The organism is Pandoraea sp. PE-S2R-1 (assembly GCF_002179865.1).
Lineage (GTDB): Bacteria > Pseudomonadota > Gammaproteobacteria > Burkholderiales > Burkholderiaceae > Pandoraea.
In genome coordinates, this window is record NZ_NGUR01000012.1 from 1 (window position 1) to 14,355 (window position 14,355).

Below are 14,355 nucleotides of genomic sequence, written 5' to 3' on the forward strand. Positions count from 1 at the left end.
CGAGGACCGTCCGCGTCGCGCACCCGAAGGTGGCGCGCGAGGCGATCAGGCCCGCCCGTTCAATCGTGGCGCCGACGACCGCGCACCCCGTCGCTTCGACGATAACCGCCCGCGTCGTGCCCCTGAGGGTGGCGCTCGCGGCGAACAGGGCCGTCCGTTCAATCGTGGTGCCGACGACCGCGCACCGCGTCGCTTCGACGAAGACCGTCCGCGCCGCGCACCCGAAGGTGGCGCACGTGGCGATCAGGCCCGTCCGTTCAACCGGGGTGCCGACGACCGCGCACCGCGCCGTAGCCCGGAGGGTGCACCGCCGCGTGGCCGGTTTGGCAACGACGAGCGCGGCGCACGTCCGGCCCGCACCACGCGCCCGACGCGTGTCGAGCGCGATGACGACGACGATATCAAGGTGCACAACGACGCCGCGGGTTCGCTGCGTCTGTCCAAGCGCATGTCGGAACTCGGCCTGTGCTCGCGTCGCGAAGCCGATGAATGGATCGCCAAAGGCTGGGTCCGTGTCGACGGCAAGGTCGTGACCGAGCTCGGCACCCGGATTCTGCCCACGCAGGACATCACCGTCGTGCAGGCTGCCCGCAAGGAGCAGGCCAATCGCATGACGATCATCATCCACAAGCCGGTGGGCTATGTGTCGGGTCAGGCGGAAGACGGCTACGAGCCGGCGATCGTGCTGGTCACGCGTGAAAACCACTGGGCGGAAGACGATGCCGGCGTGCGCTTCTCGCCGACGCATCTGCGCAGTCTGGCTCCCGCCGGACGCCTCGACATCGACTCGACCGGCGTGCTGGTGCTTACGCAAGACGGCCGCGTCGCCAAGCAACTGATCGGCGAAGACTCGGACGTCGAAAAGGAATACCTCGTGCGCGTGTCGTACGACGGCCAAGAGCAGAACGTGCAGGCACTGTTCCCGGAAAGCCGTCTGGCGTTGCTGCGCCACGGGCTCGAACTCGACGACCAGCCGCTCAAGCCGGCCCAAGTCGAGTGGCAGAACCCGGAGCAACTGCGTTTCGTGCTGAAGGAAGGCAAGAAGCGCCAGATTCGCCGCATGTGCGAGCTCGTCGGCCTGCATGTGACGGGGCTCAAGCGCGTGCGCATGGGCCGCGTCACGCTTGGCAATCTGCCGGTGGGTGAATGGCGTTACCTGCGCCCCGGCGAAGAGTTCTGATCTCGCTGCACGCTAGATGACGCAAGACGTGAAAAAGCCCGCGAAAGCGGGCTTTTTTTACATCTGGCGATACGAATCAAAGGTGCATCAGCACATCAATCGTCGCTCGCCGGATCGAGTCCGGGGAACAGGATTTCGGTGAAACCGAACTTGCTGAAATCGGTGATGCGCATCGGATACAGCTTGCCGATCAGGTGATCGCACTCATGCTGCACCACGCGGGCGTGAAAGCCTTCGGCAATGCGGTCGATGCTCTTGCCATACTGATCGAAGCCTTCGTAGCGCAGCATCGAATAACGGCTGACCATGCCGCGCAGGCCGGGCACCGACAAGCACCCTTCCCAGCCCTCTTCCATATCCTGCGTGAGCGGCGTGATCACCGGGTTGATCAACACGGTCTCCGGCACCTCGGGCGCATCGGGATAACGGTCGTTATGCTCGAAGCCGAAGATCACCACCTGCAAGTCCACGCCGATCTGCGGCGCGGCGAGCCCCGCCCCATCGGCATGCCGCATGGTGTCGAACATATCGGCCACCAGCTCGTGCAACTCGGGCGTGTCGAAATGCTCGACCGACTTGGCGATGCGCAACAGCCGCGGATCGCCCATTTTCAGAATGTCGCGAATCATCGATTGGGTCCTCACATCAAAGCGCGGCCAACATGGTCCGCATAGCGTCCTCATCGAGCACGGGTACGCCCAGTGCCTCCGCCTTCGCCAGCTTGCTGCCGGCTTCCGCGCCGGCAACCAGATAGTCGGTCTTTGCCGATACCGAGCCTGCCACCTTCGCGCCCTTCTCTTCGAGCATCGCCTTCGCCTCGTCGCGCGAGAGCGTGGGCAAGGTGCCCGTGAGCACGAACGTCTTGCCCGCCAACGGCAGCGGGGCTACCGCCGCCGGTTCGGACTCCGGCCAGGTCACGCCTGCCGCGCGCAATTGTTCGATCACCTCGACATTATGCGGCTCGGCAAAAAAATTGGCGATGGACTGGGCCACAATGGGTCCGACGTCCGGCACGGCCAGCAGTTCCTCGGCCGTCGCCGCCATCACGTTATCCATCGTACCGAAATACCGCGCCAGATCCTTGGCCGTCGCCTCGCCCACGTGGCGAATGCCCAGCGCAAAGATAAAGCGGGCCAGCGTCGTGTGACGCGCCTTCTCAAGCGACGCCACCAGATTGGCCGCCGACTTGTCGGCCATCCGGTCGAGTGCCGCCAGCTTGGCCACGCCGAGCTTGAACAGATCGGCCGGCGTGCGAATGATTTGCTGGTCGACCAATTGCTCGACGAGCTTGTCGCCCAACCCTTCCACGTCAAGCGCGCGACGCTGCGCAAAATGCAGCAACGCCTGCTTGCGCTGCGCAGCGCAAATCAACCCGCCCGTGCAACGCGCGATGACTTCGTCGGGCAGCTTTTCGATGGCCGAGCCGCACACCGGACACTCGGTTGGCATGACAAACGCCCGCGCGTCGGCCGGACGGCGCTCAAGCACCGAACCCACGACTTCGGGAATCACATCGCCTGCACGGCGCACGATCACCGTGTCGCCGATCATCACGTCCTTGCGGCGGATTTCGCCTTCGTTATGCAGGGTGGCGTTGGTGACGGTGGCACCGCCGACGAACACCGGCGCCAGACGCGCCACCGGCGTGATTGCGCCGGTACGCCCGACCTGCACTTCGATGTCGAGCAGCGTCGTGAGGGCTTCCTGAGCCGGGAATTTGTGCGCGAGCGCGAAGCGCGGTGCCCGCGAGACGAAGCCCAGTCGGTCTTGCTCGTCGCGGCGATTGACCTTGTACACCACGCCGTCGATGTCGTACGGCAGCGAGTCGCGCGTCTCGCCGACCGCCTTGTAGAACGCGAGCAGCCCGGCCGCGCCGCGCACCACCTCGCGCCGCTCGTTCACCGGAATGCCGAGTCCGTCGTACCAGTCGAGCAGCGCCGAGTGCGTTTCGGGCATCGGCACGCCCACCAGTTCGCCGACGCCATACGCGAAGAACGACAGCGGACGTTTCGCCGTGATCTTCGAGTCGAGCTGTCGCAGGCTGCCAGCTGCCGCGTTGCGCGGATTGACGAACACCTTCTCGCCAGCCGCTTCCTGCGCGCGATTGAGCTTGTCGAAGTCAGCGCGGAACATCAGCACTTCACCTCGGACTTCCAAGACTTCGGGCGGATGATCGGTGTCCAGACTCAGCGGAATCTTCTTAACCGTGCGGATGTTGGCCGTGACGTCCTCACCGGTCGTGCCATCCCCGCGTGTGGCCGCCTGCACGAGCACGCCGTGTTCGTAGCGCAAGGCGATCGCCAGGCCATCGAACTTCAGTTCGGCGGCGTACTCCACCGGTTCAACGGCATCACCGAAGAGGTCGCCGGACGGTGCAGCGTTAGGGTCACGCAAGCCATCGGACACCCGGCGGTCGAAGGCTTCGATATCTTCATCGCTGAAACCGTTGTTCAGCGAGAGCATCGGCACACGGTGCACCACCGGCGCAAAGCCTTCTACGGCCTTGCCGCCGACGCGTTGCGTCGGCGAGTCGGCGCGCTGCAATTCGGGGAATGCGGCCTCCAGCCCGACAAGCTCGCCAAACAGGCGATCGTATTCGGCATCGGGCACGATCGGTGCATCGTCTTCGTAGTAGGCACGGTTCAGGCGTGCCAGTTCGATGCGCAGCGCAGCGGCACGCTCGGCGGCCTCGGCAGCGTCAGCGACATTCGCAACACTGGCGGCCGTAGGGGCGGTAGCGCTCGGGTCCGGAACGGGTGTTTGGGTCATGCGTGGGAACTCTGGATTCGCGGGATTCGCGGGGTCGCTAAATAAGTCAGAACATTATGCCTTCGACGCGCCCGCGTTGGCGCGCTCGGCGGTCCGACATCACAGGAAACCCGCGGCGGAATAAAAACGCCGCTCACCCGACGGTGAACGGCGTGCATCAAAGACAGTGCCGGACCGATGTTCGCAGGATGCCCGCAAACCCCGTGCCAGCCTGTCACGGCGGGCTGACCTGCCGTGTCTTCCGAATCATTTACTGGCTGAACAAGCGGCGCGTGACCGGTGAGCCCGCCGGCAAACCACGGGCTTCCAGACGCTCATAAAGCTTGAGCAACTGTTTGTCGACGTTTTGCAGTGCGGCATCCGAGAGCGGCCGGCGCTGATCGTCCACGACTCGCCCGCCGATACGCTGACCGATGGAGCGCGCGTAGTCGCACATCAGGCGGAACGGCAGCAGGTCTTCGTCGGCCACCGGCACGTCGAGCAGCATCGTGATCAGATCGCCGCCCTTGTAGGTCAGGTCGTCGCGCAGGAAGTTGGTGTCACCGAATTGCAGCATGAACACCGGGTTCTGGCGCGTGTCGAGCTTCACGAAGCGCATGCCGTCGCGCGACAGCAGCAAGCCGTCTTGCGTGGCGACCGCCTGAACGTAGTTGGCCGACCACGGCGCACCGTCCGAGAGGACGTTCACCGACAGTTGCGCGTCGCACTGGGCGGCAAAGCTGTCCAGTTCACGGCCGCGCGCGACCGTCTCCATCATGTCGGGCAGTTCCGGCAGCGCATCGACAGCATCAGCCAGCGTCTGCACGAGATTCGAGAACTCGGAGAATTCGACTTCGTTAAGCGCCCCCGCACGGTTGGCCAATTGCACGGCCATGCGCAGTTGGTGATAGCGGCCACCGCTGCGAATCGGCTCCCACGGCGAGTCTTCGTCCGCACGGCCTTCGATGTTGACCGGCTTGCCGCCCGCACGGCGCATGCGCACCGTCAGCGGCATCAGGCGCTCGGCGGCAACCACATTGGCCAGCGGCAGTTCGACGATGCAATCGATGCGCTCGTCGATCACCGGCGGCGGACCGCTCGGCACGGCAGGGCGCGTCGCGACCGCGACTTCAGCCGGTGCAGCCGCCACTGGCGGGGCTTCGGCGGCATGGGTCGCATGGGTCGTCGGCGCCACGGCGTCCGGTGCCCCTGCGGCAGCGGCAACCGAGGCAGCCGAAGAGGCGTCTACGGTGTCGTCCGCTGCCAGTTCGGCATCCACGCGTGCCACCATACTTGCCGTAGCCGCCTGTTGCGCGTCTTCGGCTTGCGCCGCTTCGGCAGCGGCCATTTCGGCCATTTCGGCCGTGACTTCCGTCGAGCCTTCGACGCCGGCGGAGGCAGCAGCGCCGCCAAAGCTCGGCTCTACGGGCGCGCCAGCCTGCTGGGCGGCTGCTTCCTGCGCGGCACGCTTACGTGCGGCGGGCGGGGCATCCCAGGCGTCTTCGTTGATGGCAAAGGCGTCCTGCACCGACGTGCTGGCCGCCGTTGCCGGGCCCAGCGTGGGTTCGCGACGCTCGCCCGACTGCGGCATGCGCGGCGGCGAGAGCGTCGGTTCGATGAACGGACGCTCGTCATCGGGATCGGGAATGCCGGCAGTGGCATCGATCCCTGCGCCGTCGACCGGCATGCGACGTGGAATGCGCTGGCGGGCCTTGCTGCCCTGCCATGCGTTATAAGCCACAACCCCCAGTAGTACCACTACCCCTGCGGCAATCAAGCTCAGCTGCAGTTCATTCATGCGCGGCGTTCCTCTCTCTTCTCCATCGTGGGCATGGGGTCAGGCAATTTCGGCCAGATTGATCGCGGATTCCATGTCCACCGCCACAATCCGCGACACCCCTTGTTCCTGCATGGTGACGCCGATGAGCTGATTGGCCATTTCCATCGCGATCTTGTTGTGTGAAATAAAGACGAACTGCGTGCGGTCCGACATGCGCGCAACCATCTTGGCGTAACGCTCGGTGTTGGCGTCGTCCAGCGGCGCGTCCACCTCATCGAGCAAACAGAAGGGTGCCGGGTTGAGCTGGAACATGCCGAACACGAGCGCGATGGCCGTGAGGGCCTTCTCTCCACCAGACAGCAAGTGAATCGTAGAGTTCTTCTTGCCCGGCGGTTGTGCCATCACCTGCACGCCGGCGTCGAGAATTTCGTCGCCGGTCATGATGAGTTTGGCCTGACCGCCACCGAACAGCATCGGGAACAGTTCGCCGAAATGCTTGTTCACTTCGTCGAACGTGCCTTGCAGCAGTACGCGCGTCTCTTCGTCGATCTTGCGGATCGCGCCTTCCAGCGTTTCGATGGCATCGTTCAGGTCGGCCGACTGCGCATCGAGGAAGACCTTGCGCTCGCGCGCCGTCTCCAGCTCTTCCAGCGCGGCCATGTTGACCGGGCCCAGCGAGTTGATCGCATTGTTGATGCGCGTGACTTCGCCTTGCAGGTACGACGCCTTCATGTCCGGCGTGAGCTTGGCCGACAGCGCCTCTTCGTCGACCTCGGCATTCGTGAGTTGCTCCACGAACTGCTCGCGGTTCAGGCGGGCGGCCTGCTCCTTCAACTGCAATTCGGTGATGCGATCGCGCAGCGGCTGCAAGCCACGTTCAGCGGCCAGCCGCTCTTCGTCGCTCTGGCGCAGCTTGTGCGTGAGCGCGTCGAGTTCGATACGGGCGGCGCCCAGAATCTCTTCCTTCTCGGCACGCAGTTCCAGCGCGTCCTGAAGGCCGTTCTCGGCGGTCTGTTCGGTGATCTGCGCCAGTTCGGCCTGCGCCTGTTCGATCGACACCACCAGACGGTCGGCTTGTTCAAGCGAGGTCTGAATGCTGCGGCGATGCTCGTCGATCTTGCTGGCGATGCCCTTCTGACCGAACGAGGCTTCCTGTGCCAGACGCTCCAGCTCGCGGGCGCGATTGCGGGCGTCGGAGAGCTTGCTGTCGAGCGATTCGAATTCGAGCTGACCGTCTTCGAAGGTAGCCTGCAATTCGGCCAGACGTCCGTCGTTCTGTTCGAAATTGGCTTCCGACTCGGCGCGCAGCGCTCGTTGCTCTTCAATCTGCGCCGCAATTTCACGCAGTTCTTCATCGATCTGCGTGCTGCGCGCGTTGAAGCGCTCGTAGGCTTGCGTGAGCTTGAGCACGTCGAGTTGCAAGGCGTGCACGCGCTGCGTCGCGCGCTCGGCACGGCCGCGCACATCCGTCAGCGCCTGCGCCGCCTGGCTGTAGGCGGCTTCCGTACGCACCGCTGCCGACTTGGCTTCGTCGGACAGCAGCACCTGCGCACGTAATTGCTTACCGAGATTCTCAATTTCCTGCTGACGGGCGAGCAGACCCGCCTGCTCCGAGTCGGCCGCGTAGAGCTGAACGCCCACACGCGTGACCTGATGGCCTGCCTTGACGACGAACGAAGCGCCTTCGGGCAACTGCGCACGCAGGGACATCGCCTGCGTGAGATCGTCCGCCACGAAGGTTTGGCCGAGCCATTCCTGCAACACCGCACGCAGGCCCGGATCGTCGATACGGAGCAGCGAAAGGAGCGGGCGCAGCGACGCCGGGGCATCCAGCGGACGCGCAGCCGGCGGCGGCGAATAGAACGCCAGCTTGGCCGGCGGGGCATCGCTCGCAAACGCCTTGACCCAGTCGAGATTACTGATCTCAAGGGCGGCCAGCCGCTCGCGCAACACCGATTCGAGCGCGCTTTCCCAGCCCGGCTCGATGTGCAATTTCTTCCACAGACGCGGCAATTGCGCCAGCTCGTGCTTGTCGAGCCACGGCTGCACCTTGCCTTCGGTCTGCACGCTTTCTTGCAGTTGCTTGAGCGCGACGAGGCGCGCTTCGAGCTGAGCGATCGTCGCAGCCTCGGACTGCACGCGCGCCTGCGCTTCGCTGCGCTCGGCTTCGAGACGCGGCAGACGCTCTTGCGCCTCGGCCAGTTCGGCCTGCGCGTCTTCGAGCATCGCCTGATGTTCGGCCAGATCGCCGCGCTGCATTTCGAGCTCGGCTTCGTCGGGCTTGTCGAGCCCGCGTGCCTCGCCTTGCAAACGCTCCTGACGCTGCTGCAACTGCTGCAAAGCCTGATCGGCGTTGCGCTGATGCGCCGCTTCCAGCTTCAGGCTCTGTTCTACTTGTGCGATTTCGCTGCGCTGCTCGTTGAGCAGGCTCTGCGCATCGCGCCAACCGGTTTCGAGCGCCGGCAGCGCATCGTTCTGATCCGCCGCCTGATCCTGCGCCGTCGCGGCGCGCTCTTCGGCAATGATGAGTTCTTCTTCGGCCAGCGCGAGCGCTTCTTCCGACTGCGAAGAACGGGCCTGCCACTGTTCACGCTGCGAGGTCAGTGCCGCCAGTTGCGCCTGCACGCGATTGCGCGACTCGACGACATAGCGAATCTCGGCCTCAAGCCGGCTCACCTCCGAGTTGGCTTCGTACATCGCGCCTTGCGCGGCTTGTACGGCGTCGGTGGCGGTGTAGTGCGCGGCGCGCAGCGTTTCAAGATCGGATTCCGACCCGCGCAGGCGTGCCATCTGCGCTTCGAGATCGACCTGAGCCGATTCGATGGCGCGCTGCTGGCGCTCTTGCTCGCCCTGCGCTTCGTTCTTGCGCAGCAGCCACAGCAGTTGCTGCTTTTCTTCGCCGTCGCGATGCAAGTCCTTGAAACGATTGGCAACGACCGCCTGCGATTCGAGCTTTTCGAGATTGGCACCGAGTTCGCGCAGAATGTCTTCCACACGCGTCAGATTCTCGCGGGTGTCCTGCAAGCGGTTTTCGGTCTCGCGGCGGCGTTCCTTGTACTTCGACACACCGGCGGCTTCTTCGAGGAACACGCGCAGCTCTTCGGGCTTGGCCTCGATGATGCGCGAGATCATCCCCTGCCCGATGATGGCGTAGGCGCGCGGCCCGAGGCCGGTACCGAGGAAGATGTCCTGAATGTCGCGGCGGCGTGCCGGCAGGTTGTTGATGTAGTAGCTGGAGGTGCCATCGCGCGTGAGCACGCGCTTGACGGCGATTTCCGCGTACTGGCTCCACTGCCCGGCGGCGCGCCCGGCGCTGTTGTCGAACACGAGTTCGACGCTGGCGCGGCTCGCCTGTTTGCGGGCGGTCGATCCGTTGAAGATCACGTCCTGCATCGATTCGCCGCGCAGCTCGGAGGCGCGCGATTCGCCGAGCACCCAGCGCACGGCATCGATGATGTTGGATTTGCCGCACCCGTTCGGGCCGACAATCCCGACCAACTGGCCGGGAACCGCGAAGTTCGTCGGGTCGACGAAGGATTTGAAGCCAGCGAGTTTGAGGGAAGTCAGACGCACGGCAGGTTCGCTTTATCGGTCATTGAATGATGGGAAAGACGCAGACGCGCTTAGCTGGTCCTGTCGGGCCTCGCGCACGCTGGCGTGCGCGGGCCGCTCATACTAGTAATGACATCGGTAACAGCACCGGTCACACCGGTATTACATGGGTACGCATCATACCATCGCATCCCCCGGCGTCGTGGATTTACAACGCTTGGATTCGGGCAAGATTCCGGACAGGATACCGGCCGCCACAATGCACAATCCACCGGCGATTTCGCGGGTTCCGAGCCCTTCGCTGGCCAGCCACCACGACGAGATCGCGGCGACCACGATTTCGAACAGCATGATGAGCGCCGCCTGATTGGCCGGCACCCGTGCCAGCCCGAACTGCACGATCACGTTCGAAAAGGCGATGGTGCAGCCCAAGGCAACCGCCACCACCGCCGTCGCCGGGCTCGACGTCAGCGCCGAGAGCGCTGCCCCGCCCGATTGCAGCCCGCCGTCGAACGGCAGCACCAGCAGGCCGCCGACCAGACAGCCCAGATACAGGGTCCAGCTCCGCATTTCCGGCTTGACGTCGGGTAGTTCGAGGCTCACCCGGCGCAGCAGCACGTTATTCAGCGCGAAAGCGGCACCGGCGATCATCCCGGCCCACTCACCGGGATTGTTCGGCACCGGCCAGCCCATTTCCGGCGACCACAGCATGAGCCCCGCCCCGCCGAGCGCCAGCGCGATCAGGCCCGCCCCGCGCAGCCCGACGCGCTCGCCGAGCAGCCAGTTCGCGAAGAGCGCCGTCCATACCGGGGTCAGATAGAAAAGCAGCAGCACCCGCATGACATGGCCGTGCGTGGTGCCCCAGACGAAGGCGACGTTGGTAATGCCGCCCGCAAAGGCCACGCCCGCCAGCAGCCATGACCAGCGCAGTGTGCCCAGCGAGCGCCGGTAGACCAGCGAGAGCAGCAGCAAGGCGATGGTGGCCGTGCAGGCTTGTGCCGGCACGGCGGCGACGCCCCACTGGGCGAGAACACGGTAAGGGAACCAGGCGAGACCCCACACGGAGGATCCGATGAGAATGGCCAAGGCGGGGGCCGCCCGGGCACGCAGCGTGGCGCCGGACAGGGAGTCCGGGCCTGGCGCGCCGTTGCCGGCTACGGTCATACTTGCTCCTGAAAAACCTGAGATACTCCGCAGACTTGCCCCACTGGCGCCTCGGAGTGTGCTGAATTACGCAGCGGTTCGCGCTTTGTGCGCGCCGTGACGGTATAATTTTCGCTTTACCGATCTTGCCATTCTTGGGCGCGTCCGGGAACCCCTTCGTGTGATGTGCCTTATACACGGCGCGCTACCCAACACCCGGCGCCCCATGTCAACATCCGGTATCCCGGCACGATTCCTGCACCGGAAGCGCCGCATCCTCGCGATAACGCCATAGCGCCTCGCGAGCCCTAGCCCTGAGTCTGTTTGAATTCTCGTGAACCCATTACTCGACAAGCTCCAGCCCTATCCCTTTGAACGCCTGAAAGCGCTCGTGGCCGATGTCACGCCCGCTGCCGCGTACAAGGCCATCAGCTTCGGTATCGGGGAGCCCAAGCACCCCACGCCGCAGTTCATTAAGGAAGCCCTGATCGAAGGGCTGGGCGGTCTCTCGAACTACCCGGCGACGGCCGGCGGCGAGCCGCTGCGCGCCTCAATCGCTGCGTGGCTGGAGCGCCGCTACGCGCTGCCCAACGTGAACCCGGCCACCGAAGTGCTGCCTGTCACTGGCTCGCGCGAAGCGCTGTTCTCGTTCGCCCAGGCAGTGGTCGACGGCAGCAAGCCCGGCGCGCGCGTGCTGTGCCCGAACCCGTTCTATCAAATCTATGAGGGTGCGACGCTGCTCGCCGGCGCCACGCCCTATTACGCGGACAGCGATCCGGCCCGCAACTTCGCCCCCGACTACGACGCCGTGCCGGCGGACGTGTGGCGCGACGTGCAGTTGGTCTTCCTGTGCTCGCCGGGCAATCCGACCGGTGCGGTGCTCAATCTGGCCGACTGGAAGCGTCTGTTCGAACTCTCGGACGAGTACGGTTTCGTGATCGCGTCCGACGAGTGCTATTCCGAGATCTATTTCGACGAAGAACGCGCACCGTTGGGCGGTCTGGCAGCGGCCCACCAGTTGGGTCGCGGTTTCGAGCGTCTGGTGGTGTTTTCCAGTCTGTCGAAGCGCTCGAACGTGCCGGGCATGCGCTCGGGGTTCGTGGCGGGCGATGCGGCTATTCTCAAGAAATTCCTGCTGTACCGCACCTACCACGGCTGCGCCATGAGCCCGGCCGTGCAGGCCGCGAGCATTGCCGCGTGGAACGACGAAGCGCACGTGCGCCTGAATCGCAGCAAGTACCTGAAGAAATTCCAGACCGTCACGCCGATGCTCGCCGAAGTGCTCGACGTGCGCTTGCCCGACGCCGGCTTCTATCTGTGGGCCAAGGTCGACGAAAAGACCGGCCTGTCGGACACGGAATTCACGCGCCAGTTGCTGGCGCAATACAATGTCGCCGTACTGCCCGGGTCGTATCTGGGCCGCGCGGCGCACGGCACCAACCCGGCTGAGAACTACGTGCGCATCGCCCTCGTGGCCGATGTGGACGAATGCACCGAAGGCGCGCAGCGCATCGTGCAGTTCTGCCAGTCGCTGAATCAATCCCGTTAATCTTTTTAGCTTCACATTCTCGCCATGTCGCAACAACTGCAAACCATCATCGACCAAGCTTGGGAAAACCGTGCCGAGATCTCGGCCAAGTCGGCACCTGCCGACGTGCGTGAGGCGGTTGCTCACGTCATCGCCGAGCTTGATAAGGGCGCCCTGCGCGTGGCCCAGAAGCAAGACGGCCAGTGGATCGTGAACCAGTGGATCAAGAAGGCCGTGCTGCTGTCGTTCCGTCTGGAAGACAACGCCGTGATGCCGGCGGGCGGTTTCAGCCAGTTCTACGACAAGGTGCCGAGCAAGTTCGCCAACTACACGGCGGAAGACTTCGCCCGTGGCGGTTTCCGCGTGGTGCCGCCGGCGGTTGCCCGCCGTGGTTCGTTCATCGGCAAGAACGTGGTGCTGATGCCGTCGTACACCAACATCGGTGCATACGTCGATGAAGGCACGATGGTCGACACGTGGGCCACCGTCGGTTCGTGCGCCCAGATCGGCAAGAACGTTCACCTCTCGGGCGGCGTCGGCATTGGCGGCGTGCTCGAGCCGCTGCAAGCCAACCCGGTCATCATCGAAGACAACTGCTTCATCGGCGCGCGCTCGGAAGTGGTCGAAGGCGTGATCGTGGAAGAGAACTCGGTGATTTCGATGGGCGTGTATCTGGGTCAGTCGACCAAGATCTATGACCGCGAAACCGGTGAAGTGCATTACGGCCGCGTGCCGGCCGGCTCGGTCGTCGTGCCGGGCAACCTGCCGTCGAAGGATGGCAAGTACAGCCTGTACTGCGCCGTGATCGTGAAGAAGGTCGACGCGCAAACGCGCGCCAAGACCGCGATCAACGATCTGCTGCGCGGCGAGTAATTTCCCGTCGCCGCCAAGGCGACATCGAACTCAGGAGTTTCAGGCGATGACGGCAGTGCTGTACGGCATTCCCAACTGCGATACCGTGAAGAAGGCGCGCACGTGGCTCGACGAGCATAGCGTGGCGTATGACTTTCACGACTTCAAAAAGGCGGGCGTGTCCGACGCACTGCTGGACACCTGGCTCGCTCAGGTGCCGCTCACCACGTTGCTCAACCGCAAGGGCACAACGTGGCGCAAGCTCACGCCGGAACAACAGGCCGCGGCCGCCGAAGTACCGGCGGCCCGCGTGCTGATGATCGAAAATCCGTCGCTCATCAAGCGTCCCGTGCTGGTGGCCGACGGCAAGGTTTCAGTGGGCTTCACGCCCGACAGTTACGCTTCACGATTCTGATTTCATGACATCCTCCCAAGGCGCCACGCTGGCGCTTACCGAGCAACTGATTGCCCGTCACTCGGTGACGCCCGAAGACCGCGACTGCCAGAGCATTCTGTCGCGCCGCCTTGAGGCGATCGGCTTCGCGTGCGAAACCATTGCATCGAACGGTGTGACGAACCTGTGGGCCGTCAAGCGCGGCACGCGCGGCACCGACGGCAAGCTGCTCGTGTTCGCCGGCCATACCGACGTGGTGCCGACCGGCCCGGTCGAGCAATGGCATTCCGACCCGTTTGCGCCGACGCATCGCGACGGCATGCTCTATGGGCGCGGTGCGGCCGACATGAAGACGTCGCTCGCTGCGTTCGTAGTGGCCTCGGAAGAGTTTGTCGCCCAACACCCGGATCACGCCAACGCCATCGGCTTTTTGCTGACGAGCGACGAGGAAGGCCCGGCGACTGACGGCACCGTCAAGGTCGTCGAAGCCTTGCAAGCCCGTGGCGAGCGCATGGACTACTGCGTGGTCGGCGAGCCGACGTCGAGCCAGAAGCTCGGCGACATGGTCAAGAACGGCCGTCGCGGCTCGATGTCCGGCAAGCTCATCGTCAAGGGTGTGCAGGGCCACATTGCCTATCCGCATCTCGCCAAGAACCCGACGCATCTGTTTGCGCCGGCGCTGGCCGAGTTGACCGAGACGGTATGGGACAACGGCAACGAGTACTTCCCGCCCACGACGTGGCAGATTTCGAACATCCATGCAGGCACCGGCGCCACCAACGTGATCCCGGGCGAACTGATGGTGATGTTCAACTTCCGTTTTTCGACGGCGAGCACGTCCGACGGGCTGCAAAAGCGCGTGCACGAATTGCTCGATCGTCATGGCCTCACGTACACCATCGACTGGTCGATCAGCGGCCAGCCGTTCCTCACGCCGCGCGGCGATCTGTCTGACGCGCTGGCGGGCGCGATTCATGAGGAAACGGGGCTCGACACCGAACTCTCGACCACGGGCGGCACGTCCGATGGCCGGTTCATTGCGCGCATGTGCCCGCAGGTGATCGAATTCGGGCCGTGCAACGCCAGCATTCACAAGATCGATGAACACATTGCCGTGGCCGATATCGAGCCGCTCAAGAACATCTATCGTGGTGTGCTGACCCGTCTGATTGCCTGAA

Annotated in this window: 10 protein-coding genes; 5 read left to right on the forward strand and 5 right to left on the reverse strand. The window is 64.4% G+C overall.

Annotated elements, in window-relative coordinates; genetic code table 11:
- A partial coding sequence (locus CDV44_RS15205) for a pseudouridine synthase (RefSeq protein WP_141118746.1) occupies nt 1-1,180 on the forward strand: 1,180 nt, incomplete at its 5' end.
- A gap of 95 nt (nt 1,181-1,275) precedes the next feature.
- Here CDV44_RS15205 and def read toward each other — a convergent pair.
- The 5 genes from def to CDV44_RS15230 form a co-directional block, all read right to left on the reverse strand.
- A complete protein-coding gene (gene def, locus CDV44_RS15210) occupies nt 1,276-1,809 on the reverse strand; it encodes a peptide deformylase (protein ID WP_058378984.1) in 534 nt (177 codons plus the stop codon).
- A 16-nt stretch (nt 1,810-1,825) separates the two neighbouring features.
- Entirely contained in the window at nt 1,826-3,949 is a 2,124-nt protein-coding gene (gene ligA, locus CDV44_RS15215) for an NAD-dependent DNA ligase LigA (protein WP_087688796.1), read from the reverse strand.
- A 250-nt stretch (nt 3,950-4,199) separates the two neighbouring features.
- Nucleotides 4,200-5,726 (reverse strand): cell division protein ZipA C-terminal FtsZ-binding domain-containing protein, encoded by a 1,527-nt coding sequence (locus tag CDV44_RS15220; protein ID WP_087688797.1) that lies wholly within the window; start codon nt 5,724-5,726, stop codon nt 4,200-4,202.
- A 39-nt stretch (nt 5,727-5,765) separates the two neighbouring features.
- On the reverse strand, nt 5,766-9,281 hold the full coding sequence (smc, locus tag CDV44_RS15225) for a chromosome segregation protein SMC (RefSeq protein ID WP_087688798.1): 3,516 nt from the start codon (nt 9,279-9,281) through the stop codon (nt 5,766-5,768).
- A 156-nt stretch (nt 9,282-9,437) separates the two neighbouring features.
- The gene (locus CDV44_RS15230) at nt 9,438-10,424 is read right to left on the reverse strand and encodes a DMT family transporter (RefSeq protein WP_087688799.1); all 987 of its coding nucleotides are present in this window, start codon (nt 10,422-10,424) and stop codon (nt 9,438-9,440) included.
- 313 nt (nt 10,425-10,737) lie between these two features.
- Between CDV44_RS15230 and dapC the strand changes: the two genes are divergently transcribed.
- Genes dapC through dapE form a run of 4 tightly spaced genes read left to right on the forward strand, consistent with a single transcriptional unit; the run spans nt 10,738 to nt 14,354 of the window.
- Complete coding sequence (gene dapC, locus CDV44_RS15235) at nt 10,738-11,952, forward strand: succinyldiaminopimelate transaminase (protein ID WP_087688800.1); 1,215 nt, start codon at nt 10,738-10,740, stop codon at nt 11,950-11,952.
- Between the two features lie 24 nt (nt 11,953-11,976).
- Nucleotides 11,977-12,804, forward strand: coding sequence for a 2,3,4,5-tetrahydropyridine-2,6-dicarboxylate N-succinyltransferase (dapD, locus tag CDV44_RS15240; protein WP_039374306.1), 828 nt, complete (start codon nt 11,977-11,979; stop codon nt 12,802-12,804).
- 46 nt (nt 12,805-12,850) lie between these two features.
- Complete coding sequence (locus tag CDV44_RS15245) at nt 12,851-13,198, forward strand: ArsC family reductase (protein ID WP_087688801.1); 348 nt, start codon at nt 12,851-12,853, stop codon at nt 13,196-13,198.
- 4 nt (nt 13,199-13,202) lie between these two features.
- Complete coding sequence (gene dapE / locus CDV44_RS15250; RefSeq protein ID WP_087688802.1) at nt 13,203-14,354, forward strand: succinyl-diaminopimelate desuccinylase; 1,152 nt, start codon at nt 13,203-13,205, stop codon at nt 14,352-14,354.
- Nucleotide 14,355 lies beyond the last annotated feature (1 nt).

What these genes read in the sequence shown, in the direction of transcription:
- def (WP_058378984.1), bottom strand. Translation starts at nt 1,809, where the DNA reads ATGATTCGCGACATTCTGAAAATGGGCGATCCGCGGCTGTTGCGCATC.
- ligA (WP_087688796.1), bottom strand. Translation starts at nt 3,949, where the DNA reads ATGACCCAAACACCCGTTCCGGACCCGAGCGCTACCGCCCCTACGGCC.
- CDV44_RS15220 (WP_087688797.1), bottom strand. Translation starts at nt 5,726, where the DNA reads ATGAATGAACTGCAGCTGAGCTTGATTGCCGCAGGGGTAGTGGTACTA.
- CDV44_RS15230 (WP_087688799.1), bottom strand. Translation starts at nt 10,424, where the DNA reads ATGACCGTAGCCGGCAACGGCGCGCCAGGCCCGGACTCCCTGTCCGGC.
- dapD (WP_039374306.1), top strand. Translation starts at nt 11,977, where the DNA reads ATGTCGCAACAACTGCAAACCATCATCGACCAAGCTTGGGAAAACCGT.
- CDV44_RS15245 (WP_087688801.1), top strand. Translation starts at nt 12,851, where the DNA reads ATGACGGCAGTGCTGTACGGCATTCCCAACTGCGATACCGTGAAGAAG.
- dapE (WP_087688802.1), top strand. Translation starts at nt 13,203, where the DNA reads ATGACATCCTCCCAAGGCGCCACGCTGGCGCTTACCGAGCAACTGATT.